23 protein-coding genes are annotated in these 24,927 nt (G+C 65.2%); 7 read left to right on the top strand and 16 right to left on the bottom strand.

The window, feature by feature from the left end:
• Positions 1–28 precede the first annotated feature (28 nt).
• Positions 29–1,837, bottom strand: coding sequence for a DNA helicase RecQ (recQ, locus tag PMO31116_RS16185; RefSeq protein WP_150567627.1), 1,809 nt, complete (start codon positions 1,835–1,837; stop codon positions 29–31).
• Between the two features lie 163 nt (positions 1,838–2,000).
• Between recQ and msbA the strand changes: the two genes are divergently transcribed.
• The 5 genes from msbA to rfbC all read left to right on the top strand — a co-directional run bounded on the left by msbA (position 2,001) and on the right by rfbC (position 7,015).
• The gene (gene msbA / locus PMO31116_RS16190; protein WP_150567628.1) at positions 2,001–3,752 is read left to right on the top strand and encodes a lipid A export permease/ATP-binding protein MsbA; all 1,752 of its coding nucleotides are present in this window, start codon (positions 2,001–2,003) and stop codon (positions 3,750–3,752) included.
• A 114-nt stretch (positions 3,753–3,866) separates the two neighbouring features.
• Positions 3,867–4,451: a peroxidase-related enzyme gene (locus PMO31116_RS16195; RefSeq protein ID WP_150567629.1), complete on the top strand. Its 585-nt coding sequence runs from the start codon at positions 3,867–3,869 to the stop codon at positions 4,449–4,451.
• A gap of 28 nt (positions 4,452–4,479) precedes the next feature.
• Positions 4,480–5,544, top strand: a complete 1,065-nt coding sequence (gene rfbB / locus PMO31116_RS16200; RefSeq protein ID WP_150567630.1) for a dTDP-glucose 4,6-dehydratase — start codon at positions 4,480–4,482, stop codon at positions 5,542–5,544.
• Between the two features lie 13 nt (positions 5,545–5,557).
• The gene (gene rfbA, locus PMO31116_RS16205; protein WP_150567678.1) at positions 5,558–6,439 is read left to right on the top strand and encodes a glucose-1-phosphate thymidylyltransferase RfbA; all 882 of its coding nucleotides are present in this window, start codon (positions 5,558–5,560) and stop codon (positions 6,437–6,439) included.
• 27 nt (positions 6,440–6,466) lie between these two features.
• A complete protein-coding gene (gene rfbC / locus PMO31116_RS16210) occupies positions 6,467–7,015 on the top strand; it encodes a dTDP-4-dehydrorhamnose 3,5-epimerase (protein WP_150567631.1) in 549 nt (182 codons plus the stop codon).
• Positions 7,016–7,126: 111 nt separating this feature from the next.
• On the opposite strand, the gene PMO31116_RS16215 is transcribed toward rfbC, so the two are convergent.
• The 15 genes from PMO31116_RS16215 to PMO31116_RS16285 form a co-directional block, all read right to left on the bottom strand.
• Entirely contained in the window at positions 7,127–8,386 is a 1,260-nt protein-coding gene (locus PMO31116_RS16215) for a cation diffusion facilitator family transporter (protein ID WP_150567632.1), read from the bottom strand.
• Between the two features lie 30 nt (positions 8,387–8,416).
• Entirely contained in the window at positions 8,417–9,886 is a 1,470-nt protein-coding gene (gene rng / locus PMO31116_RS16220; protein ID WP_023872062.1) for a ribonuclease G, read from the bottom strand.
• 44 nt (positions 9,887–9,930) lie between these two features.
• Positions 9,931–10,530: a Maf family protein gene (locus PMO31116_RS16225; protein ID WP_145864378.1), complete on the bottom strand. Its 600-nt coding sequence runs from the start codon at positions 10,528–10,530 to the stop codon at positions 9,931–9,933.
• A gap of 166 nt (positions 10,531–10,696) precedes the next feature.
• Positions 10,697–11,476, bottom strand: a complete 780-nt coding sequence (gene ugpQ / locus PMO31116_RS16230) for a glycerophosphodiester phosphodiesterase (RefSeq protein ID WP_150567633.1) — start codon at positions 11,474–11,476, stop codon at positions 10,697–10,699.
• The gene (locus tag PMO31116_RS16235; RefSeq protein ID WP_150567634.1) at positions 11,473–12,570 is read right to left on the bottom strand and encodes a sn-glycerol-3-phosphate import ATP-binding protein UgpC; all 1,098 of its coding nucleotides are present in this window, start codon (positions 12,568–12,570) and stop codon (positions 11,473–11,475) included. The genes ugpQ and PMO31116_RS16235 overlap by 4 nt, the downstream gene beginning before the upstream one ends.
• A gap of 2 nt (positions 12,571–12,572) precedes the next feature.
• Positions 12,573–13,418 carry a sn-glycerol-3-phosphate ABC transporter permease UgpE gene (gene ugpE, locus PMO31116_RS16240; RefSeq protein WP_150567635.1) on the bottom strand — a complete coding sequence of 282 codons (846 nt, stop codon included), beginning with the start codon at positions 13,416–13,418 and terminating at the stop codon, positions 12,573–12,575.
• Positions 13,415–14,311, bottom strand: a complete 897-nt coding sequence (gene ugpA, locus PMO31116_RS16245; protein ID WP_150567636.1) for a sn-glycerol-3-phosphate ABC transporter permease UgpA — start codon at positions 14,309–14,311, stop codon at positions 13,415–13,417. Before ugpA ends, ugpE begins: the two co-directional genes overlap by 4 nt.
• Positions 14,312–14,447: 136 nt before the next feature.
• On the bottom strand, positions 14,448–15,779 hold the full coding sequence (gene ugpB, locus PMO31116_RS16250; RefSeq protein WP_023594666.1) for a sn-glycerol-3-phosphate ABC transporter substrate-binding protein UgpB: 1,332 nt from the start codon (positions 15,777–15,779) through the stop codon (positions 14,448–14,450).
• Between the two features lie 290 nt (positions 15,780–16,069).
• Complete coding sequence (gene rlmH, locus PMO31116_RS16255) at positions 16,070–16,540, bottom strand: 23S rRNA (pseudouridine(1915)-N(3))-methyltransferase RlmH (protein ID WP_150567637.1); 471 nt, start codon at positions 16,538–16,540, stop codon at positions 16,070–16,072.
• Positions 16,541–16,574: 34 nt separating this feature from the next.
• Positions 16,575–17,027, bottom strand: coding sequence for a ribosome silencing factor (gene rsfS, locus PMO31116_RS16260; protein ID WP_150567638.1), 453 nt, complete (start codon positions 17,025–17,027; stop codon positions 16,575–16,577).
• Positions 17,028–17,089: 62 nt separating this feature from the next.
• Entirely contained in the window at positions 17,090–17,899 is an 810-nt protein-coding gene (locus PMO31116_RS16265; protein ID WP_281350159.1) for a nicotinate-nucleotide adenylyltransferase, read from the bottom strand.
• 13 nt (positions 17,900–17,912) lie between these two features.
• Complete coding sequence (hemF, locus tag PMO31116_RS16270) at positions 17,913–18,848, bottom strand: oxygen-dependent coproporphyrinogen oxidase (protein WP_150567639.1); 936 nt, start codon at positions 18,846–18,848, stop codon at positions 17,913–17,915.
• A gap of 135 nt (positions 18,849–18,983) precedes the next feature.
• Positions 18,984–19,868 (bottom strand): mechanosensitive ion channel family protein, encoded by an 885-nt coding sequence (locus PMO31116_RS16275; protein WP_150567640.1) that lies wholly within the window; start codon positions 19,866–19,868, stop codon positions 18,984–18,986.
• 250 nt (positions 19,869–20,118) lie between these two features.
• Positions 20,119–21,396 carry a phosphoribosylamine--glycine ligase gene (gene purD, locus PMO31116_RS16280; RefSeq protein ID WP_150567641.1) on the bottom strand — a complete coding sequence of 426 codons (1,278 nt, stop codon included), beginning with the start codon at positions 21,394–21,396 and terminating at the stop codon, positions 20,119–20,121.
• 1 nt (position 21,397) lies between these two features.
• Positions 21,398–22,123 carry a YebC/PmpR family DNA-binding transcriptional regulator gene (locus PMO31116_RS16285; RefSeq protein ID WP_150567642.1) on the bottom strand — a complete coding sequence of 242 codons (726 nt, stop codon included), beginning with the start codon at positions 22,121–22,123 and terminating at the stop codon, positions 21,398–21,400.
• A gap of 163 nt (positions 22,124–22,286) precedes the next feature.
• Between PMO31116_RS16285 and PMO31116_RS16290 the strand changes: the two genes are divergently transcribed.
• Both PMO31116_RS16290 and PMO31116_RS16295 read left to right on the top strand, forming a co-directional pair.
• Positions 22,287–23,924: a helicase HerA-like C-terminal domain-containing protein gene (locus PMO31116_RS16290; RefSeq protein ID WP_150567643.1), complete on the top strand. Its 1,638-nt coding sequence runs from the start codon at positions 22,287–22,289 to the stop codon at positions 23,922–23,924.
• A gap of 41 nt (positions 23,925–23,965) precedes the next feature.
• Positions 23,966–24,892, top strand: a complete 927-nt coding sequence (locus PMO31116_RS16295) for a DMT family transporter (protein WP_150567644.1) — start codon at positions 23,966–23,968, stop codon at positions 24,890–24,892.
• Positions 24,893–24,927 lie beyond the last annotated feature (35 nt).

Raw genomic sequence — 24,927 nt, forward strand, 5'->3', positions numbered from 1 at the left:
ACGCCGGTCGGATCGACGCGTCGCGCGCCTAGGCATTGAGCAGCTCGACGAGGGCTTCGCCATACCGTTCGATTTTCGCTTCGCCGAGGCCTGTAATATCGGCCAGCCCTTCACGATGTCGCGGACGGCGCTGTGCGAGTTCGCGCAGGGTGCGGTCGTGCAGGATAACGTAAGCCGGCACCTGCTGCGTCTTGGCCATGTCCTGCCGCCAGGCGCGCAGCGTTTCGAACAGTTTCTGATCGGCGACGTCGAGCTCGATGGCCGGCGACGAGGCGTAACCGGCAAACCGCCCCTTCTTGCCCACGGCGGCGCGCTGACGTCGCAGCATCAGCGTCGTTTCTCCCTTGAGCACTGGCTTGGCCGCCGCGTTGAGCGTGAGCGCACCGTACTGGCTGCTGTCTGGCTCGATCAGGCCATGGGCGATCAATTGACGGAAGACGGCGCGCCAGCCCTGGTCGTCGAGTTCGCCGCCCACGCCGAATGTCGGCAGCGACTCATGGCCGAACATGCGGATCTTGTCGGTACTGCGCCCGCGCAGCAGATCGATGAGGTGACCGGCGCCGAAACGCTGGCCCGTGCGGAGAATCGCAGAGAGTGCCTTTTGCGCGGCGATGGTCCCGTCGAAAACTTCGGGCGGGTTCAGGCAGACGTCACAGTTGCCGCACGGCTCGCTCATCTCGCCGAAATATGACAACAGCACGGTGCGTCGGCAACGCGGCGCCTCGCAATAGCCAAGCAGGGCGTCGAGCTTTTGCCGCTCGATGCGCTTCTGCAGCTCGGGCGCATTCGACTCGTCGATGCGGCTGCGATGGACCACCACGTCGTTCAGCCCGTAAGTCATCCAGGCTTCGGCCGGCTCGCCGTCCCGGCCCGCGCGTCCCGTCTCCTGATAGTACGCTTCGAGGCTCTTGGGCAGGTCCAGATGCGCGACGAAGCGCACGTCCGGCTTGTCGATGCCCATGCCGAAGGCGACCGTGGCCGCCATGACCAGCCCCTCCTCGCGCAGGAACCGCTGCTGGTGCGTGCGTCGGACCTCGGCGTCGAGCCCCGCGTGATACGGCAGGGCCGGAATACCCTGAGTTTCGAGCCAGGCTGCCGTCTCCTCCACCTTCTTGCGCGACAGACAGTAGACGATGCCGGCCTCGCCGCGATGCCGCCCGAGAAAGGCGAGCAACTGCTTGCGGGGATTGTCGCGATCGACGATCTCGTACCGGATGTTCGGCCGATCGAAACTGGAGACGAAAAGGCGCGCCTCGGTCAGTCCCAGGCGGGTCTGAATCTCGTCGCGCGTCGCGGCATCCGCAGTGGCGGTCAGCGCGATGCGCGGTACGCGCGGATAGCGTTCGTGCAGTGCGGAGAGCTGGATGTACTCCGGGCGGAAGTCGTGGCCCCATTGCGAGACGCAATGCGCTTCGTCGATGGCGAACAGCGCCAGTTGCCCGCGCTCGTCGAGCCGATCGAGCAGATCGAGAAAGCGCTCGGTCAGCAGGCGCTCGGGCGCAACGTACAGCAGATCGAGCTCGCCGCGTGCGGCGCGGCGCTCGGTATCGAGCGCTTCGTCGAAACCGAGGCTGGAGTTCAGATAGGCGGCGCGCACCCCGGCTTGCAGCAGCGCATCGACCTGGTCCTGCATGAGGGCGATGAGCGGCGAGACGACGATGCCGATGCCGGGGCGCAGCAGCGCCGGGATCTGATAGCAAAGCGACTTCCCGCCGCCGGTGGGCATCAGGACGAGCGCATCGCCCCCGTCGGCCACATGGTCGACGATGGCGGCCTGATCGCCACGGAATGCGTTATAGCCGAATACGGTACGGAGGACTTCGAGTGCGCTTGCCATGGGCGGGAGTATACCGGTTCCCCCCGCGCCGCGGCGCGCCTGACGACCCGAATCGCAGGCCCCACGGCGAATTTTGCGGTGGCGTCCGAGTCTCGCTCGGACACGTCCCGGCGAGACCGGCCGGTACGTTAGAATAGCGGTTTTTCCGCCGTTCCCGACTTACATGAGCGCAACGCACAAGCCCACCGGCCCGATTCTTCGCCGTCTGCTGGGCTATCTCCAGCCGTATTGGCACATGGGCCTTCTGGCCGTTCTTGCCATGGCGCTCGTGGCGGGAACCGAAGCCGCCATTCCGGCCGTTCTCAAGCCGGTACTCGACAAGGGCTTCTCGGGCGGCGATCCCTGGAAGCTTTGGTACGTACCCGCCGCAGTGATCGGCCTGGCGGTCATCCGGGGGCTGGCGCAGTATTCGGCCAACTACATGCTCTCGTGGGTGTCGAACCGCGTGCTGCTCGATCTGCGCGTGCGGATGTTCGAGCGTCTGCTGCACGCCCCGGCGGCGTACTACCAGCGCGAGACGACCAGCACGCTCATCAACGCCATCGTCTACGAAGTCAACCAGGTGCTCGGCGTGTTGACCACGGTGCTCATTACGCTGGTGCGCGACTCGCTTACCGTCGTCGGTCTGCTGGGCTATCTGTTTTATCTGAACTGGCGGCTCACGCTCGTGGTGGCCGTCATTCTGCCGCTCATCGGCTGGCTGGTCGGCAAGATCAACCGCCGTCTGCGCCGCCTGAACCGCGAGCAGCAGACACTGACCAATGCGTTGTCGTACGTGGTCGAGGAGGCGGTGGGCGGCTACAAGGTCGTGAAGATCCACAACGGCGAAGCTTACGAGAAGTCACGTTTCGACAAGATGACCGGCACGCTGCGCGGTTACGCCATGCGCGTGACTGTGTCGGGCGGGCTTGCACAACCCGTCACGCAGGCGCTCGCGTCGCTCGCGCTGGCCATCGTCATCACGGTGGCGATGATCGAATCGTCGTCGGGCGAGATGACCGTCGGCGGCTTCACCGCCTTCGTGACGGCGTTGCTGCTGGTGGTCTCGCCGCTCAAGCACCTGATGGACGTCAACCAGCCGCTGCAACGCGGCGTGACGGCCGCCGAGCTGATTTTCGAAGTGATGGACGTGGAAGTCGAGCCCACGGGCGGTGATCGCCGGCTCGAGCGCGCCAAGGGGCGCGTGACGTTCGATCAGGTGAGCTTCAATTACGGTGCGGCCGAGCGTCCGACGCTCGACAGGATTTCGCTCGATGTCGCGCCTGGCGAGATGGTGGCGCTGGTGGGTCCGTCCGGCAGCGGCAAGACGACACTGGTCAATCTGGTGCCGCGCTTCTTCGACCCTACCGGCGGGCGCATTCTGCTCGACGATATTCCGCTGGATGAACTGCGTCTGGCCGACCTGCGCAGCCAGATCGCGTTCGTCAGCCAGGACGTGGTGCTGTTCAACGACACCATCGCCGCGAACGTGGCCTACGGCCAGGAAATCGATCCGGAGCGCGTGCAGGCGGCGCTGCGGGCGGCCAACCTGGCCGATGCGGTCGCGGCCATGCCCGACGGCGTGCAGACGATGGTGGGCGACAATGGCATGCGCCTTTCGGGCGGTCAGCGCCAGCGTCTGGCGATTGCCCGCGCGATCTACAAAAACGCCCCGATCCTGATTCTCGACGAAGCGACTTCCGCGCTCGACTCGGAGTCCGAGCGTCATGTGCAGGCGGCGCTCGAGGTGCTGATGGAAGGGCGCACCACGCTGGTGATCGCGCACCGTCTGTCGACCATCGAGCGCGCCGATCGCATCGTGGTGCTGGAACATGGCCGCATCGTGGAGCAGGGCTCGCACAACGAACTGGTGGCGCATAATGGCCTTTACGCCCATTTGCACCGTATCCAGTACGCCCAGCAACAGGAAGCCTGAGGGCGCGCGGGCGTCTCGTAACGTTTCGCTACGTTTTTTTACCTTTGTTACGTTTGGATCGCGATGTCGCAGGCGCGCGAGAAACCTGCGTTACCCGTCGATGAGGTGAACACGATGAGTCAACCGCCGATCAGTCGCTTTCCCGTGCCCGAGCTCGCCGGGCTGCCGGCCGATATTCGCGCGCGAATCGACGAGGTGCAGGAAAAAGCGGGGTTCGTGCCTAATGTATTCTTGACGCTTGCGCATCGTCCTGACGAATTTCGGGCATTTTTCGCCTACCACGATGCCCTCATGCTCAAGGGTGGCAACCTGAGCAAGGGCGAGCGCGAAATGATCGTGGTCGCAACCAGCGCGGCGAATCAGTGTTTGTATTGCGTGGTGGCGCATGGCGCGCTGGTGCGCATTTACGAGAAGCAGCCGTTGCTGGCCGACCAGGTGGCCGTCAACTATTTGAAGGCGGACCTCACGCCGCGCCAGAAGGCGATACTCGCTTACGCCATGAAGGTGTGCGAGCGCTCGCACGAGGTGGGCGACGACGATTACGCCACGCTGCGCGAGCACGGTTTGGACGACGAGGACATTTGGGACATTGCCGCGATCACGGCCTTCTTCGGGATGTCCAACCGTCTGGCCAACGCGATTTCGATGCGTCCGAACGACGAATTCTTCCTGATGGGGCGCGTGCCGCGTTCCCGTTGAACCGACTCCTTACAAACTTTCGATACTTATGATCTTCGTGACTGGCGGCGCCGGTTTCATCGGCGCAAACTTCGTTCTGGACTGGCTCGCGCAACACGACGAGCCGGTCGTGACCATCGACAAGCTGACCTACGCCGGCAACATGGCGAACCTGGCCAGTCTTGAGCACGATACTCGTCATCACTTTGCACGGGTCGATATTTGTGATCGCGCCGCGCTTGACCGTCTGTACGCCGAGCACCGCCCGCGCGCCGTGGTGCATTTCGCGGCAGAGAGCCACGTCGACCGTTCGATCCATGGTCCGGGCGATTTCGTGCACACGAACATCGTCGGAACCTTCACCATGCTCGAAGCCGCGCGCGCCTATTGGGGCTCGCTCGAGGGCGAAGCGCGCGAAGCGTTCCGATTCCTGCACGTGTCGACCGACGAAGTCTACGGCTCGCTGAGTCCGACCGATCCGGCCTTCACCGAATCAACGCCGTACGCACCCAACAGCCCATACTCGGCCTCGAAGGCCGGCTCCGATCACTTGGTGCGCGCCTATCACCACACCTACGGCCTGCCGGTGCTCACGACCAACTGCTCGAACAACTACGGCCCGTACCAGTTCCCCGAGAAGCTGATTCCGCTGGTGATCGCTAATGCCGTAGCGGGCAAGCCGCTGCCGATCTACGGCGACGGAAGCAACGTGCGGGACTGGCTTTACGTCGGCGATCATTGCTCGGCGATTCGCGAAGTGCTTGCCCGGGGGACGCTGGGCGAGGTCTACAACGTGGGTGGCTGGAACGAACAAAACAATCTGTCGGTGGTGAAGCATCTGTGCAAGTTGCTTGACGAATTGTCACCGCGTGCCGACGGCAAGTCGTACGCTGACCAGATCACGTTCGTGACTGATCGCCCTGGCCACGATCGCCGCTACGCCATCGATGCACGCAAGCTCGAGCGCGAACTGGGCTGGCGTCCGGCCGAGACCTTCGAGACCGGCATGCGCAAGACGGTACAGTGGTACCTCGCGAACGGCGAATGGGTGCGCCAGGTGCAGTCGGGGGAGTACCAGCGCTGGATCGAAACGCACTATCAAAAGAAGGATTGAGGTACCTATGAACATCAAACGCAAAGGCATCATTCTGGCCGGAGGATCGGGCACTCGCCTGTACCCGGCCACGCTGGCCGTCTCCAAGCAACTGCTGCCTGTGTACGACAAACCGATGATCTATTACCCGCTGACCACGCTGATGCTGGCTGGCATTCGCGACGTGTTGATCATCTCGACGCCGCAAGACACGCCGCGCTTCGAGCAGTTGCTCGGCGACGGTAGCCAGTGGGGCTTGAATCTGCAATATGCCGTGCAGCCGTCGCCGGACGGTCTGGCGCAGGCATTCCTCATTGGGGCGGACTTCATCGGCAACGATCCCTGCGCCCTGGTGCTTGGCGACAACCTGTTCTACGGTCATGAATTCGCCGGGTTGCTGTCCAAGGCCAACGCGCAGCAGGACGGTGCCTCGGTATTCGCTTACCCGGTGCACGATCCGGAGCGCTATGGCGTGGTGACGTTCGACGAGGCCGGCAAGGCGATCGAGCTGGTCGAGAAGCCCAAGGAGCCGAAGTCGCGCTACGCCGTCACGGGGCTGTACTTCTGCGATAACGACGTGATCGACATCGCGCGTTCCATCAAGCCTTCGGCGCGCGGTGAGCTGGAAATTACCGACGTCAATAACGAGTACCTCCGTCGCGGCAAGCTCAATGTCCAGATCATGGGGCGTGGTTATGCCTGGCTCGATACCGGCACGCATGAGTCGATGCTCGAAGCCAGCACGTTCATCCAGACCATTGAGAGCCGTCAGGGTCTGAAGGTGGCGTGTCCGGAGGAAATCGCCTATCGCCGCGGCTGGATCACGGCCGCAGACATCGAAAAGCTGGCGCAGCCGCTTGCGAAAACGGGCTACGGCCAGTATTTGCTGACGATGCTGCGAGAGCGCGTTTTCTGATCGCCCCGACCCACAGAGATATCCGTCATGCAACTGATTGCTACCGCCATTCCCGACGTCAAGGTCGTCGAGCCGAAAGTGTTCGGCGATGCCCGGGGTTATTTCTTCGAGAGCTTCAATCAGCGCAACTTCGACACCGCGCTGGGCGAGACGCTCACGTTCGTGCAGGACAACCAGTCCCGGTCGGCGCGCGGCGTGCTGCGCGGGTTGCACTATCAGGTGCAGCAGCCGCAAGGCAAGCTCGTGCGCGTGCTTCAGGGTGAGATCTACGACGTGGCCGTCGACATCCGCGAGGGCTCGCCGACGTTTGGCAAGTGGGTCGCCGAAGTACTGAGCGCCGAGAACAAGCAGCAGCTATGGATTCCCGCGGGGTTCGCCCATGGATTCGTCGTGACGTCGGAGACGGCCGAGGTGCTGTACAAGACCACCGACTACTGGGCGCCGCAATTCGAGCGTTGCATCCGCTGGGACGATCCGACGCTGGCGATTCCCTGGCCGCTGGAGGGCATCACCCCGCTCGTCTCCGACAAGGACCGACAGGGCATGCTGTTCGCGGACTACCGGCACGAAGGCTGATGTCGCGACGGGGCGTCGCTTGCCCCGTCCGATCCTGGTGCCCGATCCGCATCGGCCGCCGTGGTGCTCGCGTCAACCGACCGAGGGCCCGGCGGCCGATTCATTTTTTGGCTACGGAGTGGCGCCGGGGGTGTCGGCCCCGGCGTCTGCCGCCATTGCCGACGTCTCGCCCGTAACCCGTAGCACCCGGACGTGACGCAGTCCGAGCGGGGCAAAGTGTGCGGCGAGCGCGTCGGCGACCGTCTGCGACGCCGGTTCCCAAGCGCCATCGGTCGGCTCGGCCGAGTATGCGGGCGACGCCGGTTCGGGTTGCGTCTCGACGGTCACGTCGGCTTCCAGCCTGTTGTTCAGGTAGTGCAGATTGACGTCGCGCAGGGCCAGGCCATTGGCCCGGCACAGGACTTCGGCCGCGCCCACAACCACGGCGCGCGCGGGCCACTCCTGCAAGGCGGTACCCTTGGCGTCGCTTTCGGGATCGACGTGCACGAGCACGTCGAGAATCTGCGGCTCGCGCATGACTGCGGCGCGGGCCTGTTCGGCGATGTAGTGCCCCTCGGACACTGACAGCCGGGCGTCGACGAGGATGTGCACGTCGACGACGATCTCGTCGCCCATGCGCCGCGTGCGCAGCATGTCGAGCGCACGTACGCCGGGTGTGGCGAGCAGGCGTTCGCGAATCGTGATGGTCGTGGCGTCGTCCACGCCGCGATCGATGAGATCCTGCAAGGCGTTCCAGCCGAATTTCCAACCGGTGCGCCCGATCATCAGCCCCACGAGAGCGGCCGCGAGCGGGTCGAGAATGCGATAGCCGGCGAGATTGCCGAGGATGCCGCATGCGACCACGAGCGACGACAGAGCGTCGGAGCGGGCGTGCCAGGCGTTGGCGACGAGCATCGCCGAGCGCACGCGCTGGGCGGCGCGCAGCATGTAGCGAAAGAGGCCTTCCTTGCTCACCAGCACGAATACCGCGACCACCAGGGCAATCGTGTGGACTTCCGGAACTTCCTCCGGATGCAGCAAACGCTCGACGCCTCGCCACAACATCCCGACGCCCACTGCCAGCAGGATCGCGCCGAGAAACAGCGAGGCCGCATTCTCGTAGCGGCTGTGTCCGTATGGGTGATCGGCGTCCGGCGCGCGCGCGCTACCACGGGCGGCCGCAAGCACCACGAAGTCGGACACGATGTCTGACAGCGAGTGAATCCCGTCGGCGATCAGCGCCTGCGAGCGCGCGAAGATGCCGACGACGATCTGCGCCGCCGTGAGCACCACGTTGACCCAGATGCTCACCCAGGTCGAGTGACGTGCAACCGCGTGCTTGTCGAGCGCCTCGCTCGATGCCGCAAGATTGTCGTAGTTCGTGTAAGGCATGACGTCGGCGCGAACGAGGGATAAGACGCGTTACATCAGAATGATGTCGTACTGCTCCTGGTGGAACGTCGATTCCACTTGCAGCGAGATGGGCTTGCCGATGAAGTCGATGAGCATCGCCAGATGCTGCGACTCCTCTTCGAGGAACAGGTCGACGACTTCCTGCGAAGCGATCAAACGAAACTCGCGCGGGTTGAACTGACGCGATTCGCGCAGAATTTCGCGCAGGATGTCATAGCACAGCGTACGCGGCGTCTTCACCTGGCCCTTGCCCTGGCACACGGCACACGGCTCGCACAGCACGTGGGCAAGCGATTCGCGCGTGCGCTTGCGGGTCATCTCGACGAGCCCCAGTTGCGAGAAGCCATTCACGGTGATGCGGGTGCGGTCCCGGGCGAGCGCCTTCTTCAGCTCGGCGAGCACCGAGTCGCGATGCTCGGCGCTTTCCATGTCGATGAAGTCGATGATGATGATCCCGCCCAGGTTGCGCAGCCGCAACTGGCGCGCGATCATCAGCGCCGCTTCGAGGTTGGTCTTGAAGATCGTGTCGTCGAAGTTGCGCGCACCGACGTAGCCACCGGTGTTCACGTCGATGGTCGTCATCGCTTCGGTCTGGTCGATCATCAGGTACCCGCCGGACTTCAGGTCGACGCGACGCGACAGCGCCCGCTCGATTTCCGTCTCCACGTTGTACAGGTCGAACAGCGGACGCTCCCCGGTGTAATGCGTGAGCTTGCCGAGCACGGCCGGGGTGTAGGTGGCGGCGAATTCGGCCAGCTTCTGGAACGTCTCGCGCGAGTCGACGAGAATCTTGCCGGTTTCCTCGTGGACGAAATCGCGCAGCACACGCTGCGCCAGGTTCAGGTCCTGATAGAGCAGCGCCGGAGCAGGCACGCGCGTGCTCTGTTCTCCGATGGTCTGCCACGACTTGCGCAGGTAGGCGATGTCGTTGGCCAACTCGGCGTCGGCCGCGTCTTCGGCGATCGTGCGCACGATGAAGCCGCCTTTCTCGTCGGCGGGGACCAGCGCCTGGATCTTGCTGCGCAACGCTTCGCGCTCGGCCTCGCTTTCGATACGCTGCGAGATGCCGATGTGCGGCTCCTGCGGCAGGTAGACGAGCGTGCGCCCGGCAATGCTGATCTGCGTCGAGAGCCGGGCGCCCTTGGTGCCGATCGGATCCTTGATGACCTGCACCATGAGCGTCTGGCCTTCGAACACCGTCTTCTCGATGGGTGGCTGCGGGTGTGGCGTGGAGGTGTCGTTGTTCGTGCGCGGGTGCCAGATGTCGGCCACGTGCAGGAACGCCGCGCGCTCCAGCCCGATATCGATGAACGCCGATTGCATGCCCGGCAGTACGCGCACGACCTTGCCCAGATAGATGTTGCCGACCAGCCCTCGCGAGAGCGTACGCTCGATGTGCAGCTCCTGCACCGCGCCGAGCTGCATGAGCGCCACACGGGTTTCCTGTGGCGTGATGTTGACCAGAATGTCTTCGTTCATAAGGTGTCGACCGGACTCGAATGGCTTGGCAAATGCAGTACGCGTCAGAAGTCGACGCCCGCCTGGCGCAACAGCGCGGCGGTCTCACACAGCGGCAGTCCCATGATTCCGGAGTAGCTGCCATCGATTCGCATGACGAATTCCGCGGCCTTGCCCTGGATGCCGTAGGCGCCTGCCTTGCCTTTCGGTTCGCCCGACGCGACGTAGCGCTCGATTTCCTCGCGACGCAGCGGCCGGAACCAGACGTGCGAGATGTTCAGGGCCTGATGAATCTGCCCGTGCGCGCACACCGCCACGGCGGTCAGCACGCGATGACGCGTGCCGGACAGGCGGGCGAGTACGGCACGTGCGTCGGCGTCGTCGAAGGGTTTGCCGAGGATGGTGCCGTCGAGGCAAACCGTCGTGTCGGCGCTCAGAATGGGCGCGGCGGGCAGGCCGGCGCGAGCCAGCCGCGCCACGCCGGCTTCGGCCTTGGCGCGCGTGACGCGCTGCACGTAATCGTCGGGTGGCTCGCCAGGCAGTACGGCTTCAAGCGCTTCGGCGTCTTCATCGGCCCCGGGCAGCAGCAGTTCGTAACGAACGCCGAGCTGGTGCAGCAGTTCCTGACGGCGGGGGCTTTGCGAAGCGAGATAGATGTACGGCATGGCGGCTTGGCTTGAATTCGTCCAGCCCGGCACACGAATTCGTTTCGATTCGCAATCGTGTGCCGGGCCGCTGGATGGGCTGGGCGAGGGAACGCCCTATTATGCCGCCTTGCGCCCACGCCCGCCAGCGTGGGGGGTGGTGCGCCCGAAGGCATTTTCAAGGGGTTCAGGCGCCTTCGAGGAAGTCGGCGCCGATCAGGTCGATGCGGTCGGTGCAGATGGCGTCGACCCCCCAGGCGGCCAACTCGCGAGCCAGCCCCGGGTCGTTGACCGTGTAGACGAGCATGTGCAACCCGGCCGCCTTGATTTGCGCGACCTTGGGGCCGTCCAGATATCGATGGCTGGCGTGCAGGGAGACGGTACCGAGACGGCGGGCGTCATCGCGCCAGTGTTCGGGAATCGCCTCGTAGAGCATGCCGCGCGGCAATTCGGGCACGGCCGCGGCCGCGGCTTCGAGCGCTTCATACGAGAACGACGACAGCAGCGGCATCTGTGCCTGTCCATCCCACAGCGCCCGCACGGCTTCGGCGACGCGCTTGCCGGTGTGAGCCTCGCGGCCCGGGCACGGCTTGATCTCAACGTTCGCGGCCAGCCCCAGCGCGAGACAGCGTTTGGCGACCTGCTCGAGCGTGGGCATCGTCTGCCCCGCGAACCGGGCGTCGAACCAACTGCCCGCATCGAGCTTCTCGATCTCGGCGTACGTCATGTGCGCGGCGTCGCCATGACCGTTGCTGGTCCGGTCGACCGTGTCGTCGTGCAGCAGGAACACCACGTCGTCGGCCGAGAGCTTGGCATCGAACTCCACCATGCGCAGGCCGAGTGAGGCGCCCATGTCGAAGGCCGCCAGCGTGTTCTCCGGAGCCAGCTTGCCGCCGCCGCGGTGCGACACGATGCGCGGATAGGGCCAGTGGGGCCACAAATGCGGGGGGAGGGCGGTATCGCTCATGCTTCGACTCGCTTGCCCGTGGCCGGATCGAACAGATGCAGCGCCTTGGCGGAGATGGCCAGCGGCACGATCGAGCCCGCCGCCGGGCGCAGTTCGTGCGGCAGGCGTACGGTCACGCCCTGGTCGCCCCAGCGGCCATGCACGAGGTTGTCGGCGCCAAGCAGTTCGAGCTGGTCGACCTGGATGCTCGTCTGCGCGGCGAAGGCGCCCAGCCCGTTCTGCTGTTCGGCGGGAATCAGGTGCTCGGGACGCACACCGAGCACGAGTTCGCGGTTGGCGTGCGCGAGGCTCGTGGGCGGCAGGCGCAGCGACGGACCGCCGCCATCGACCTGGAACGTGCGGCCTTCCGAGTCGATGCGCCCCTTGAGCAGGTTCATCGCGGGCGAGCCCATGAAGCCGGCCACGAAGAGCGATGCGGGGCGCTCGTAGACTTCCGTGGGCGTGCCGATCTGCTCGGCGTAGCCCTTGTTCATGACGATCACGCGATCGGCGAGCGTCATGGCTTCGACCTGATCGTGCGTGACGTACAGGCTGGTCGTTTTCAGGCGGGCATGCAGGCGCTGGATTTCAAGACGCATCTGCACACGCAGTTTGGCGTCGAGGTTCGAGAGCGGCTCGTCGAACAGGAACACGGCCGGTTCGCGCACGATGGCCCGCCCCATCGCCACACGCTGGCGCTGACCGCCCGAGAGTTCGCGCGGCTTGCGCGCGAGCAGCGGTTCGAGCTCGAGAATGCGCGCGGCGGCGAGCACACGCTCGTCAATGGTCTTCTTGTCGATGCCGCGAATCTTCAGGCCGTACGACATGTTCTGGCGCACGTCCATATGCGGATAGAGCGCGTAGTTCTGGAACACCATCGCAATGTTGCGATCCTTCGGCTCGAGCTGATTGACGACCTGCGAGCCGATCAGGATGCTGCCCTCGCTCACCGATTCCAGGCCGGCGACCATGCGCAGCAGCGTGGATTTGCCGCAGCCCGACGGGCCGACGATGACTACGAACTCGCCGTCCTCGATGTCGATATCGACCCCGTGCAGGACGTAGTTCTTCTGGTCGTAGGTTTTCTTGACGCTATGGAGTTTGAGATTTGCCATGATTACTTTTCCGAATCGACCAGACCGCGCACGAACCACCGCTGCATGAGCAGCACCACCGCGAGCGGGGGCAGCATGGCGAGCAGCGTGGCGCTCATGACGAGTTGCCATTGCGTGGCGGTGTCGCCGCTGCCGATCATGCTCTTGATGCCCACCACGGCCGTCGTCATCGACGGTGCGTTGGTCACGAGAATCGGCCACAGGTACTGATTCCAGCCATAGATGAAGGTGATGACGAACAGCGCCGCGATGTTGGTCTTCGACAGCGGCAGTACCACGTCGACGAAGAAGCGCATCGGACCGGCGCCGTCGATGCGCGCGGCTTCGACGAGTTCGTCGGGCAGTGTCATGAAGAACTGCCGGAACAGGAAGGTGGCGGTGGCCGACGCGATGAGCGGCACCGTCAGGCCCACATAGCTGTTGATGAGCCCGAGGCTCGAGATCACCTGCACCGTCGGGAAAATGCGCACTTCGACCGGCAGCATCAGCGTGACGAAGATGAGCCAGAAGAACAGGTTGCGCAGGGGGAAGCGGAAATACACGATGGCGAAGGCCGACAGGATCGACACCGAGATCTTGCCGATCGTGATGACCAGCGCCATGAACAGGCTGTTGCCCAGCATCAGCCCAAATGGCATGGCCGCGTCGCCCGTGCCCTGTCCCCAGATGGTCGAGAGGTTCTCGAACAGATGGGTACTCGGGACGAGCGAGAGCGGAACGCTGAAGATTTCCTGCTCGTTCATCGTGGCGGCGACGAACGCCACATAGAGCGGGAAGACCACGAGCAGCACGCCGATGATCAGCATGACGTGGCAGAAGATATCCAGGCCGCGACGGTTCTCGATCATGCGTATTGCACCTTGCGTTCGATGAAACGGAACTGCACGACCGTGAGCACGATGACGATCGCCATCAGCACCACCGACTGGGCAGCCGAGCTGCCGAGGTCGAGCCCCTTGAAGCCTTCCGAGTAGATCTTGTAGATCAGCGTCATCGTCGACTGGCCCGGGCCGCCGCCGGTCGCGGCATCGATCACCGGGAACGTGTCGAAGAACGAGTATACGAGGTTCACCACGAGCAGGAAGAAGGTCGTCGGCGAGATCAGCGGCAGCACCAGACCGAAGAAGCGCCGCACCGGGCCTGCACCGTCGATGGCCGCCGCTTCCACCAGCGAGCGGGGAATGGCCTGCAACCCGGCGTAGAAGAACAGGAAGTTGTAGCTGATCTGCTTCCAGATTGAGGCGAGCACGACGAGGAACATCGCCTGGCCGCCGTTCAGGGCGTGGTTCCACTCGATCCCGAGCTTGGCCAGGCCGTACGTGACGAGTCCGATGCTGGGATTGAAGAGGAAGGCCCACAGCACCGCGGCGATGGCGGGTGCCACGGCGTACGGCCAGATGAGCAGCGTCTGGTAGGCGCGCTTGCCGCGTGTGACGCGATCGGCCATGGCCGCGAGCAGCAGCGAGATGACGAGCCCGCAGACCGTGACCAGTCCGCTGAAGATCATCGTGGTGCGAAACGATGCGAGGTAGAGCGGATCGCCCCACAGCGCGGTGAAGTTGTCGAGGCCCACGAACTGGCTCGACAGGCCGAAGGCGTCCTGCGCCGAGGTGGACTGCCACAGGGCCTCGCCCGCCGGCCACAGGAAGAAGACGACCGTAATGAAGAGCTGCGGGGCGACGAGCGCGTAGGGCAGCCAGCCGGTGCCGAAGCGGGGGCGTTCTCTGGTGTTATGCGCCATAAACGTATCGATCAAAAAAAACCAACCCGGCCCGCGTTGACGGCGAGCCGGGTGGTGTCATTGTAACGTCGCGAGTTTCGCGGCGATCGCAGGAATCGTCCCTGCGGCACCGGTGTCGTCGCGCGTCAGGGGCAGCTTAGCTGCCCTGCTTCTCGAAGCGGCGCAGGAGGTCGTCGCCACGGCTGACCGCCTTGTCCAGTGCGGCTTTGGGCGTTTGCTTGCCATTCCACACGCCTTCGAGCTCCTCGTCGATGACAGTGCGGATCTGCGGCATGTTACCCAGACGCAGGCCGCGCGTGAACGGCAGGGGCGGCTTGTTGAGCATCTGTTTGATGGCCATGTCGGCGCCCGGGTTCTTCGCGTAGAAGCCCTGCTTCTCGGTCAGTTCATAGGCCGCTTTCGTGACGGGCAGGTAGCCGGTGTCCTGGTGCCACTTCGCCGCCACGGCCGGCGAGGCGAGGTAGTTCAGGAACTTGGCCACGCCCTTGTACTCGGCGGCCGACTTGCCCGCGAGCACCCACAGGCTGGCGCCGCCGATGATGGCGTTCTGCGGAGCGCCCTTCACGTCGGCGTCGTACGGCATCATGCCCACGCCGTAGCTGAACTTCGCATACTTGGCGATGTTCGCGAGCGCACCCGACGTCGTCATGGCGATACCGCAATCGCCGCTGTAGAACTTCGAGGTCACCTCATCCTTGCGGCCCACATACGTGAACGAGCCTTCCTTGGCCATGTCGGCCAGGAACTGGATGTGCTTGGTCTGCTGCGGGCCGTTGAATTCGAGTTTGGCGTCAAGACCGTCGAAGCCGTTGTTCTTCGTGGCGAACGGCAGGCCGTGCCAGGCGCTGTAGTTCTCGAGCTGCGTCCAGCTCTGCCAGCCCATGGTGAAGCCGCACGACAGCCCTGCGGCCTTGAGCTTCTGTGCATCGGTGCGCACGTCGGCCCAGGTCTTCGGCGGGGTGTTCGGGTCGAGGCCCGCCTTCTTGAAGGCGTCCTTGTTGTAGTACAGCACCGGGGTCGAGCTGTTGAACGGCATCGACACGAGGTGGTTGGTCTTGCTGTCGGCGTAGTAGCTGGCCACGGTCGGCACGAAGGCCTTCTCGTCGAACGGCTCGCCGGCGTCCTTCATGACCTGCCAGACCGGCTTCACGGCCTTCTTGGCCTGCATCATGGTGGCGGTGCCGACTTCGTACACCTGAAGAATCGCCGGCGCGTTACCGGCGCGGAATGCCGCGATACCGGCGGCGAGGCCCTGCTCGTAATTGCCCTTGTAGATCGGGACGATCTTGTAATCGCTCTGCGACGCGTTGAAGTCGTTGGCGATCTGGTTGACGCGTTCGCCGAGGGCCGATTCCATCGAATGCCAGAACTGGATCTCGGTGGCGGCCAGGGCCGACGCGCTCATGCCGAGCATCATTGCGGCGCCGACGCCGGCGAGGGCGAACTTGCGCAGGGAAGGTTGCTTCATGCCAATCTCCGGTGGTTCACGAGAAGTCTTGTTGTTCGCGATGCGAACCTTGTAGCGCCGCGTAGACTAACACGCTGTCATGTTTTTTCCACTCGCAGTGCACAAACGCTGTTGCAACGCCACGTCTGGCGGGGATTGACAACGTTGGGGGACAGGCCTGCCGACGCAGGGTTGCGGGCAGCGGCAAGCGCGGTGCAACGTGGCGTTGCACTGCACAAGACGGTATGACTTATTTCTGTCTTATTCCCGACATCGGGAAGGTCCGGCCGGAGTCGACGCCGCGAGTGCGCTCAGACCCGGTGATAGGGATGATTGGCGGTGATGCTCCACGCGCGATAGAGCTGCTCGGCGAGGAGTACGCGCACCATGCCGTGGGGCAGGGTGAGGCTGGAGAGCCGGATAAGGGTGTCCGCGCGTGCCTTGAGCGCCGGGTCGAGCCCGTCGGCACCGCCGATCACGAACGCCACGTCGCGCCCGTCCTGCTGCCAGCCGGTGAGCGACTGCGCGAGGCGCATGGTGGTGAGATCCTGCCCGCGCTCGTCCAGGCACACCAGACGGCAGCCCCGGGGCAGGGCGGCGTCGATGCGCTGCGCTTCGGCGGCCATGACCGTCTCGGCCGTGCGGGAATTGGAGCGTTGCTCGGGCTTGATTTCCTTGAGTTCGATGCGCAGCTCGGGCGGCATGCGCTTGGCGTACTCGGCGAAGGCGGTCTCGATCCAGCCGGGCATCTTGTGCCCGACCGCGAGAATGAACAGACGCATGACGGCAGGAACCTGGGAGCGGCCTACGCCAGGCTTACTTTGCCTTGCGGCGCGTCGACGGGGCGCTCGCTTCGCCGCTCTCGTCGCCCTCGTCATCCTCGTCGTCCGGAGCGGCCGCGCTGGCCTTGGCACCGGCCCGGGTGCCGGCGGCCTTCAGGCGTACCGGCTTCTCGCCCCAGATCTCTTCGAGGTTGTAGTACTGGCGCAGGGCCGGCTGCATGATGTGCACGATGGCGTCGCCCGTGTCGACCAGCACCCATTCGCCCACGTCCTCGCCTTCAATGCTCACGATGTCGCCACCGGCGGCCTTGACCTTGTCGCGCACGCTTGCGGCGAGTGCCTTGGTCTGGCGGTTCGAGGTGCCGCTGGCGATGATCACGCGCTCGAACAGGGCGGTGAGGTGCTCGGTGTTGAACACCTTGATGTCCTGTGCCTTGACGTCCTCGAGGGCGTCGACGATGAGGCGCTGCAGTTTACGAATATCCATAGTGCGTCTATTTGGTGATACAGGGGCGCCGGGTGGCGGTCCGGCGGTTCGATGCGGGACCGTCAGGCGCGGTACAGGTGTTGCGCGCGAATGTACCGCCACACGGGTTCGGGCAGGTTTGCCGGGGGCGTGGCCGCGTCTCGCGCGTGCGCCAGCGTGGCGCGCAACTCGGTGGCGGAGATGTCGACGGCCAGTGAGTCGTCGATCAGGATGCCGCCGCATGGCGTGGATTGTACCCCGAGCGCGGACTTTTCCCGCTCGGCGAACACCTCTCGCAGCTCTGCGGAGGCGGCATCGCGGTCGAAACCCGGTCTGGCGGCCGCGCACACGTGCGCATAGTCGAACAGTTCGCGCCAGGCGTGCCAGGTGTCCAGGCGGACCAGCTGGTCCGAGCCGATGAGGAGCGAGAGCGAGGCTTGAGGCCCGAGTTCACGGCGCATTTCCCGTAGCGTGTCGACGGTATAGCTGGGACCGGCACGTTCGATTTCGCGCGTGCTCACGAGCAGCTGCGTGAAGGGTCGCGAGCGTTCGAGCTCGGCCGCGAGCTGTTGCGCGGCCAGACGCGTCATCGCCAGCCGGTGGGCCGCAGGCGTGCTGCCCTGCTTTTGCGGCTGCTGCCCGGCGGGCATCAGTACGAGTTCATCGAGGGCAAGCGTACGGGCGAACAGCGCGCCGAGCGCCAGATGGCCCGTGTGAATCGGATCGAACGTGCCGCCGAGCACGCCGATGCGCCGCGGCCGGGCGCCCATGGCCGCAGTGACGGCGCTTGCGGCGCTGGTGGCCGTTGCGGGCGCCGGGGCAGGGGCGTCGGAGGTGCCCGGTGCGGTGTGCGCGTCGCGGGTATGCGGTGCAACGGAAGACGAGGCAGTCATGCGTACGCGGCCCTTAGACCCACTCGCGGCGCACGAGGAAATCGGTGTAGAGCTGCGCTTCGGGCGTGCCCGGCTCCGGCTTCCAGTCGTAATGCCACTTCACGATCGGGGGCATCGACATGAGGATCGACTCGGTGCGCCCGCCCGATTGCAGGCCGAAGTGCGTGCCACGGTCCCAGACCAGGTTGAATTCGACGTAGCGGCCGCGGCGATGCGCCTGAAAATCGCGCTCGCGCTCGCCGTACGGCATGCCGCGACGACGTTCGACGATGGGCACATAGGCGTCGAGGAAGGCGTTGCCCACGCTTTGCATCACGGCAAAGCCCGTATCGAAGCCGCCGCCGGAGAAGTCGTCGAAGAAAATGCCGCCGATACCGCGCGGTTCCTGACGGTGCTTCAGGTAGAAGTACTCGTCGCACCAGGTCTTGAAGCGCGGATACCACTCGGCGCCGAAGGGGTCGAGCGCATCCTTGCAGGTCTGGTGGAAGTGCTGGCAGTCCTCTTCGAACGGGTAGTACGGCGTGAGGTCCATGCCGCCGCCGAACCAGTACGCGGGTGCTTCACCCGCGGCGGTTGCAATCAGGATCCGCACGTTGAAGTGCACCGTCGGGCAGTAAGGATTGCGCGGGTGAAGCACCAGCGAGACGCCGAGGGCTTCGAAGCCGCGCCCCGCGAGTTCAGGGCGCGAGGCACTGGCGGAGCCCGGCAGCTTGTCGCCGACCACGTGAGAGAAGTTCACGCCGCCGCGCTCGAAGAAGTCGCCGTCGTCGAGCACCCGGGTGCGGCCGTCGCCGCGCAGCGCGCCATCGGCCGGACGTTGCCAGTCGTCGGCGAAGAAATGTTTGCCGTCGAGGCGCTCCAGCGTCTCGACGATGCGGTCCTGAAGCCCGAGGAGATAGGTGCGTACCGCGCCCGTATCCGGCGCCGGTGCGGCGTCTTGCGCTGCCATGCTGTGACTTCCCTGAACGTAGTGGTTACCGCGATTGTACCGGCAGCCACCGGTTCGGGGGCAGACCCGCGTGGCGCGCCGTCCGGCCAAACGCCTCCCGGATGACCTGCATCAAGCTATCTGATCGGCTCCCGCTCATGCCGGCGAATTGGGCAGAGGGGGCGCCGAGGCCGTGCCGCCGGCCGCCGGTGCGGCGGGCATGGCCTTGGGCACCTCGCCCGGGGGCGGCATGAAGATCTGGCGCGGGGCGGGCACCGGCCAGTGCGCCGTACCGCCGACTTCCGCGATCGCCTGGTTGGTGTCGAAGTACACCTGCCAGTAATCCCGGTTGTGGCAATAAGGACGCACTGCCAGCACGGGGCCGGACGGGTTGAACTCGAGGATGGCTACGTCGACCGCCGGCGTGGTCATCACATTGGGAATCTGAGCGACGCGCGCCTTGAGCCGAGCCACGGCATCCTGGACGTCGACCGTATGCGCAAGTTGCGCGGTCAGGTCGACGCGACGAAACGCGTTCGCGTCGAAGACGGTGATGTTGTCGCTGAACACCTTGGTGTTGCCGACGTACACGCGCAGGTTGTCCGCCGTCGTCATCGTGGTGACGAACAGGCCAATTTCGTCGACCACCCCGGTCACGCCGCCCGCACTGATCATGTCGCCGGTCTTGAACGGACGCAGCACGATCAGGAAGATGCCGGACGCGAAGTTCGACAGCAGGCCGGACCATGCCGCCCCGATGGCGACACCGGCGGCGGCGAGCAATGCGGCGAACGAAGTCGTCTCGATGCCGCAGACGCTCAGAATGGAGATGATCAGGGCGATGCGCAGGGCGATGCGCAGCGTCGATTCGGTGTAGCGAACGAGGGTGGGATCGATGGCCCGCCGGGTCATCGCGCCGCGCACGAGGCGCGCCACCATGTTGATGATGATGCCGCCCACGATCCAGATGACGACGGCCATCAGGATCTTCAGGCCGAACGGCACCAGATAGTCATTGACCAGCTTGTCGAGGTCGAACATGTGAGTCTCCGTCGAGCGAGGGGTCTGTCGGGAAAACTGCATGAATTCCGCCGAGGCTGGCCGGATACGCGGAACGCGGTGTCCACGCGGTGCCAGCGTGCCAACTTGCCCCGCGCTTGTCAATCACGGCGGCGCGACGATGTGACGGACCCCAAACAGCAACGGCCCGGGTGGACGCGAAGTCCCCCGGGCCGTTGCTGTTGGTCCCCCGCGCGGGCTGACTTCCCGCGCCCCGGACCCTGATGCCGGATTACTCGGGCTTGCGCGCGAGCGCGCGATTGCCGATGTCGTGGCGATACTGCATGCCGTCGAAGTTGATCTGGTTGACGGTCTGGTAGGCCACGCTTTGCGCGCCGCGCACGGTGTCGGACAGGCCGACGACGCACAGTACCCGCCCGCCCGTGACCTTGAGCACGTCGCCCTCGAGCTGGGTGCCCGCGTGGAAGGTCACGCAATCGGCCGTCTCCGCGGGAATCTCGGAGATGCGGTCGCCCTTGCGAGGCGTGTCCGGATAGCCGTGAGCGGCGAGCACGACGCCCAGCGCATATCGGCGGTCCCAGTCGAGTTCGACCTTGTCGAGCGTACCGGCGATCGCGTGCTCGACCACCACCGAGAAGTCGCCCTTCAAACGGGCCATGATCGGCTGCGTTTCCGGGTCGCCCATGCGGCAGTTGAACTCGAGCGTCTTGACGTTGCCGTCGGCGTCGATCATCAGGCCGGCGTAGAGGAAGCCGGTGAAGCGGATGCCGTCGGTTTCCATGCCACGCACGGTCGGCATGATGATTTCGCGCATGACTTTCGCGTGGATCTGCGGCGTGACGATCGGTGCCGGCGAGTAAGCGCCCATGCCGCCGGTGTTCGGGCCCTGATCGTTATCGAGCAAACGCTTGTGGTCTTGCGACGTGGCCAGCGGCAATACGTTCTTGCCGTCGACCATCACGATGAAGCTGGCTTCCTCGCCCTGCAGGAACTCCTCGATCACCACGCGGGCACCGGCGTCGCCGAGCTTGTTGTCCGCGAGCATCATGTCCACCGCGTGGTGCGCCTCGTCGAGCGACATCGCCACGACCACGCCCTTGCCGGCGGCGAGGCCGTCGGCCTTGATGACGATCGGCGCACCCTTGGCGTCGATATAGGCGTGCGCGGCGGCGGCGTCGGAAAACGTCTCGTAGTCCGCTGTCGGAATGCCATGGCGCTTCATGAACGCCTTGGCGAAATCCTTCGACGATTCGAGCTGTGCGGCTTCCTTCGTCGGGCCGAAGATCTTCAGGCCGCGAGCGCGGAAGATATTGACGATACCGGCGGCGAGCGGCGTTTCCGGACCCACGACCGTGAGGGCGATGCCTTCGCGCGCGGCGAACTCGGCCAGCACGTTCGGATCGGAGATCGGAACGTTGCGCAGGCGCTCGTCGAGCGCCGTGCCGCCGTTGCCCGGGGCGACGTAGACCAGCTGGATGCGCGGCGATTGCGCGAGCTTCCAGGCCAGCGCGTGTTCGCGGCCACCCGAGCCGACAACCATGATTTTCATCTTATTCCTCGATGACGGCGTTGGTGAACACTTCCTGCACGTCGTCGAGGTTTTCGAGCGCGTCGAGCAGCTTTTGCATCTTCACGGCATCCTCGCCGGTGAAGACCACTTCGGTTTGCGGTTTCATGGTGACTTCGGCGACTTCGGCCTTCAGGCCGGCGGCTTCGAGCTTGTCCTTGACGGACTGGAAGTCGTTGGGCGGGCAGACCACTTCGAAGCTGCCGTCATCGTTGGCGATGACGTCGTCGGCGCCGGCGTCGAGCGCCACTTCCATGAGCTTGTCTTCCGGCGTTTCCGGCGAGAACAGGAACTGGCCGCAATGCGTGAAGAGGAAGGCCACCGAGCCGTCGGTGCCCATGTTGCCGCCGAACTTGGAGAAGGCGTGACGCACTTCCGCCACTGTGCGCACGCGGTTGTCCGTCATGGTGTCGACGATCACCGCCGCGCCGTTGATGCCGTAGCCTTCGTAGCGAATTTCTTCATAGTTGGCGCCGTCCAGACCGCCCACGCCGCGATCGATCGCGCGCTTGACGTTGTCCTTGGGCATGTTGGCGTCGGCGGCCTTTTCCACGGCCAGACGCAGGCGCGGGTTGCTGTCGGCGTCGCCGCCGCCCAGACGGGCGGCCACCGTGATTTCCTTGATCAGGCGTGTCCAGACTTTACCGCGCTTGGCATCGGCTGCTGCCTTCTTGTGTTTGATGTTGGCCCATTTGCTATGACCCGCCATGAATTTCTCCGTCGTGCCGCGCTCGGCGGCGATGTGTGCCCTGTCGTTCGAGCGGCAACCAGCCGCTATAATCGGAGGCAATTTTATCATGCCGCCGCACCGTGCCACGGGTGTTTGCTGCGCCGTGTCACGATCCCCGCCGCGTCTACCGCCGAGGTCTCTCATGCCCAAGAAGCCCGTGCCGTCGCAAGCCTCCGCAAGCGCAGGCGTTGTCGACGATCAAGCCGCCCAGGCGGCCCAGGCCACCCCGAACGATCCCGCCGCCGACGCCGCGGACGGCCTGTTCATCGCCCGCAACGACCGGCATGTGTTGCACCTGTTGCCCGCGATGGGCAACCGCCATGGCCTGATCACCGGTGCCACCGGAACCGGCAAGACCATCACGCTTCAAGTCATGGCGCAGGCATTCTCCGACATCGGCGTGCCGGTCTTTCTCGCCGACGTGAAGGGCGACCTGACCGGCATCACGCAGCCCGGTGTCGAGACGCCCAAGCTCAAGGAGCGCATCGCGAATCTCGGCTTCGCCGCGCCCGACTGGCACGGCAGTCCCGCCACGCTGTGGGATGTCTTCGGCGAGCAGGGGCATCCGGTGCGCGCGACCGTCTCCGATCTCGGCCCGCTGCTCCTCGCGCGCCTGCTCGGCCTGAACGAGACGCAGACCGGTGTGCTCAATCTCGTCTTCAAGATCGCCGACGACAACGGCCTGCTGCTGCTCGACAGCAAGGACCTGCGAGCCATGCTCCAGCACGTGGGCGACAACGCCTCGACCTTCACCACCCAGTACGGCAACATCTCGGCCGCGTCGATCGGTGCCATCCAGCGCGGACTGCTCACGCTGGAGCAACAGGGCGCGGACAAGTTCTTCGGCGAGCCGATGCTCAACATCGAAGACTTCATGCAGACGGACGCCCAGGGACGCGGCATCGTCAACATTCTCGCCGCGGACAAGCTGCTCGCCGCGCCGCGCATCTACGCGACGTTCCTGCTGTGGCTGCTCGCGGAGCTGTTCGAGCGCCTGCCCGAAGTGGGCGACCCGGACAAGCCCAAGCTCGTCTTCTTCTTCGACGAGGCGCACCTGCTCTTCAACGAGGCGCCCAAGTCGCTGCTCGAACGCATCGAGCAGATGGTGCGCCTGATTCGTTCGAAGGGCGTGGGTGTGTATTTCGTGACGCAGAATCCGGTCGACGTGCCCGATACCGTGCTGGGGCAGTTGGGCAATCGCGTGCAGCATGCGCTGCGCGCGTATTCGCCGCGCGACCAGAAAGCGGTGAAGGTGGCGGCCCAGACCATGCGCGCCAATCCGTCGCTCGATATCGAGACGGTCATTGGCGAGCTGGGCGTGGGCGAGGCGCTGGTGTCGCTGCTCGACGAGAAGGGACGCCCGGCCGTCACGGAGCGGGCGTTCATCGCGCCGCCGGCCTCGCGCATCGGCCCCATCACGCCGCAGGAGCGCGCGGCGCTGATGGCGGGCTCGCTCGTGGCCGGCGTGTACGAGAGCACCGTGGACCGCGAATCGGCGTACGAGAAGCTCGTCGGGCGCACGCAGGCGCGGCAACCCGATGGCGCGCCCGCGACACCCACGCCGGGCGGCACCGCCGAACCGTCCTCCGGCGGCGGTCTGCTCGACGCCATGAAGGACTCGCTCGGCGGCCTGCTGGGCGGGGCGGGCGGTTCGCGCCGCAAGGACACCGCCGTGGAAGCCATGGTCAAGAGCACGATGCGCACCGTCGGCAGCCAGTTGGGCCGGGAGATCGTGCGCGGCGTGCTGGGCAGCATTTTCGGCGGCAACCGTCGCCGATAAGCCGATAGTGGCGCAATCCAGGAAGGGAATCACGCCAACTCATGTCGCTGAAAACCTCGATGGCACCGGTGCGTACCGGTGTCGCTCACGATCCGCTGTGGCTGCGCGCCGCGCCGCTCATCTTTCTGTTCCTGTGGTCGGTCGGCTTTACCGTGGCGAAGATCGGTCTGGCCTACGCCGATCCGCTGACCTTCCTCGCCTTGCGGTACGGGCTGGTGCTCGCGCTGCTCGCGCCGCTGGCGATCGTCATGCGCCCGCCGCTGCCGAAGACCGCTGCCGCCTGGGGGCATCTGGTAGTCATCGGCCTGCTGATTCAGGCGCTGTATTTCAGCATGACGTATCTGGCCTTGCGGCTGGGGGTTTCGGCGGGAAGCGTGGCGCTGATCACGTCGCTGCAGCCGATCCTCGTGGCGCTGGCCGTGCCTTATCTGGTGGGCGAGCGCGTGAGCGGGTTGAACTGGATCGGCCTCGGATTGGGGCTCGCGGGCGCAGCACTCGTGATCGTGGCGCGTTCGGCGGTCGAGGCCACCTCCGCGTTGGGGCTGGGGCTCACGTTCGTGGCGCTTGGCGCCATAACCTGCGGCACGCTTTACGAGAAGCGTTTCGGCGTGGGGCAGCACCCCATCACGTCGAATCTCGTGCAGTACGCCGTGGGGTTCGCGGCCACGCTGCCGCTCGCCTGGTGGCTGGAGCCGATGCGCGTCGACTGGACGTGGCAACTCGGCCTGACGCTCGTCTATCTCGTGATCGGCAATTCCATCGTGGCGATCTCGTTGCTGCTGGCGATGATTCGTCGCGGCGAGGCGTCGCGCGTGTCCGCGCTGTTCTTCCTCGTGCCGCCTTGCGCGGCACTTGCGGCGTGGGCCATGGTCGGCGAGCACATGCCGCCGCTGGCCTGGGCCGGGATGGTGCTGGCGGCCATCGGCGTGGCAATGGCCACGCGGCGCAGGGCGGGCCGAGGCCAATGAAAAAGCCCCGGTTCGACCGGGGCTTTATACGTCCG

The sequence above is a fragment of the Pandoraea morbifera genome (assembly GCF_902459575.1).
Classification (GTDB): domain Bacteria; phylum Pseudomonadota; class Gammaproteobacteria; order Burkholderiales; family Burkholderiaceae; genus Pandoraea; species Pandoraea morbifera.

What these genes read in the sequence shown, in the direction of transcription:
- recQ (WP_150567627.1), bottom strand. Translation starts at nt 1,837, where the DNA reads ATGGCAAGCGCACTCGAAGTCCTCCGTACCGTATTCGGCTATAACGCA.
- msbA (WP_150567628.1), top strand. Translation starts at nt 2,001, where the DNA reads ATGAGCGCAACGCACAAGCCCACCGGCCCGATTCTTCGCCGTCTGCTG.
- PMO31116_RS16195 (WP_150567629.1), top strand. Translation starts at nt 3,867, where the DNA reads ATGAGTCAACCGCCGATCAGTCGCTTTCCCGTGCCCGAGCTCGCCGGG.
- rfbB (WP_150567630.1), top strand. Translation starts at nt 4,480, where the DNA reads ATGATCTTCGTGACTGGCGGCGCCGGTTTCATCGGCGCAAACTTCGTT.
- rfbC (WP_150567631.1), top strand. Translation starts at nt 6,467, where the DNA reads ATGCAACTGATTGCTACCGCCATTCCCGACGTCAAGGTCGTCGAGCCG.
- PMO31116_RS16215 (WP_150567632.1), bottom strand. Translation starts at nt 8,386, where the DNA reads ATGCCTTACACGAACTACGACAATCTTGCGGCATCGAGCGAGGCGCTC.
- rng (WP_023872062.1), bottom strand. Translation starts at nt 9,886, where the DNA reads ATGAACGAAGACATTCTGGTCAACATCACGCCACAGGAAACCCGTGTG.
- PMO31116_RS16225 (WP_145864378.1), bottom strand. Translation starts at nt 10,530, where the DNA reads ATGCCGTACATCTATCTCGCTTCGCAAAGCCCCCGCCGTCAGGAACTG.
- ugpQ (WP_150567633.1), bottom strand. Translation starts at nt 11,476, where the DNA reads ATGAGCGATACCGCCCTCCCCCCGCATTTGTGGCCCCACTGGCCCTAT.
- PMO31116_RS16235 (WP_150567634.1), bottom strand. Translation starts at nt 12,570, where the DNA reads ATGGCAAATCTCAAACTCCATAGCGTCAAGAAAACCTACGACCAGAAG.
- ugpE (WP_150567635.1), bottom strand. Translation starts at nt 13,418, where the DNA reads ATGATCGAGAACCGTCGCGGCCTGGATATCTTCTGCCACGTCATGCTG.
- ugpA (WP_150567636.1), bottom strand. Translation starts at nt 14,311, where the DNA reads ATGGCGCATAACACCAGAGAACGCCCCCGCTTCGGCACCGGCTGGCTG.
- ugpB (WP_023594666.1), bottom strand. Translation starts at nt 15,779, where the DNA reads ATGAAGCAACCTTCCCTGCGCAAGTTCGCCCTCGCCGGCGTCGGCGCC.
- rlmH (WP_150567637.1), bottom strand. Translation starts at nt 16,540, where the DNA reads ATGCGTCTGTTCATTCTCGCGGTCGGGCACAAGATGCCCGGCTGGATC.
- rsfS (WP_150567638.1), bottom strand. Translation starts at nt 17,027, where the DNA reads ATGGATATTCGTAAACTGCAGCGCCTCATCGTCGACGCCCTCGAGGAC.
- PMO31116_RS16265 (WP_281350159.1), bottom strand. Translation starts at nt 17,899, where the DNA reads ATGACTGCCTCGTCTTCCGTTGCACCGCATACCCGCGACGCGCACACC.
- hemF (WP_150567639.1), bottom strand. Translation starts at nt 18,848, where the DNA reads ATGGCAGCGCAAGACGCCGCACCGGCGCCGGATACGGGCGCGGTACGC.
- PMO31116_RS16275 (WP_150567640.1), bottom strand. Translation starts at nt 19,868, where the DNA reads ATGTTCGACCTCGACAAGCTGGTCAATGACTATCTGGTGCCGTTCGGC.
- purD (WP_150567641.1), bottom strand. Translation starts at nt 21,396, where the DNA reads ATGAAAATCATGGTTGTCGGCTCGGGTGGCCGCGAACACGCGCTGGCC.
- PMO31116_RS16285 (WP_150567642.1), bottom strand. Translation starts at nt 22,123, where the DNA reads ATGGCGGGTCATAGCAAATGGGCCAACATCAAACACAAGAAGGCAGCA.
- PMO31116_RS16290 (WP_150567643.1), top strand. Translation starts at nt 22,287, where the DNA reads ATGCCCAAGAAGCCCGTGCCGTCGCAAGCCTCCGCAAGCGCAGGCGTT.
- PMO31116_RS16295 (WP_150567644.1), top strand. Translation starts at nt 23,966, where the DNA reads ATGTCGCTGAAAACCTCGATGGCACCGGTGCGTACCGGTGTCGCTCAC.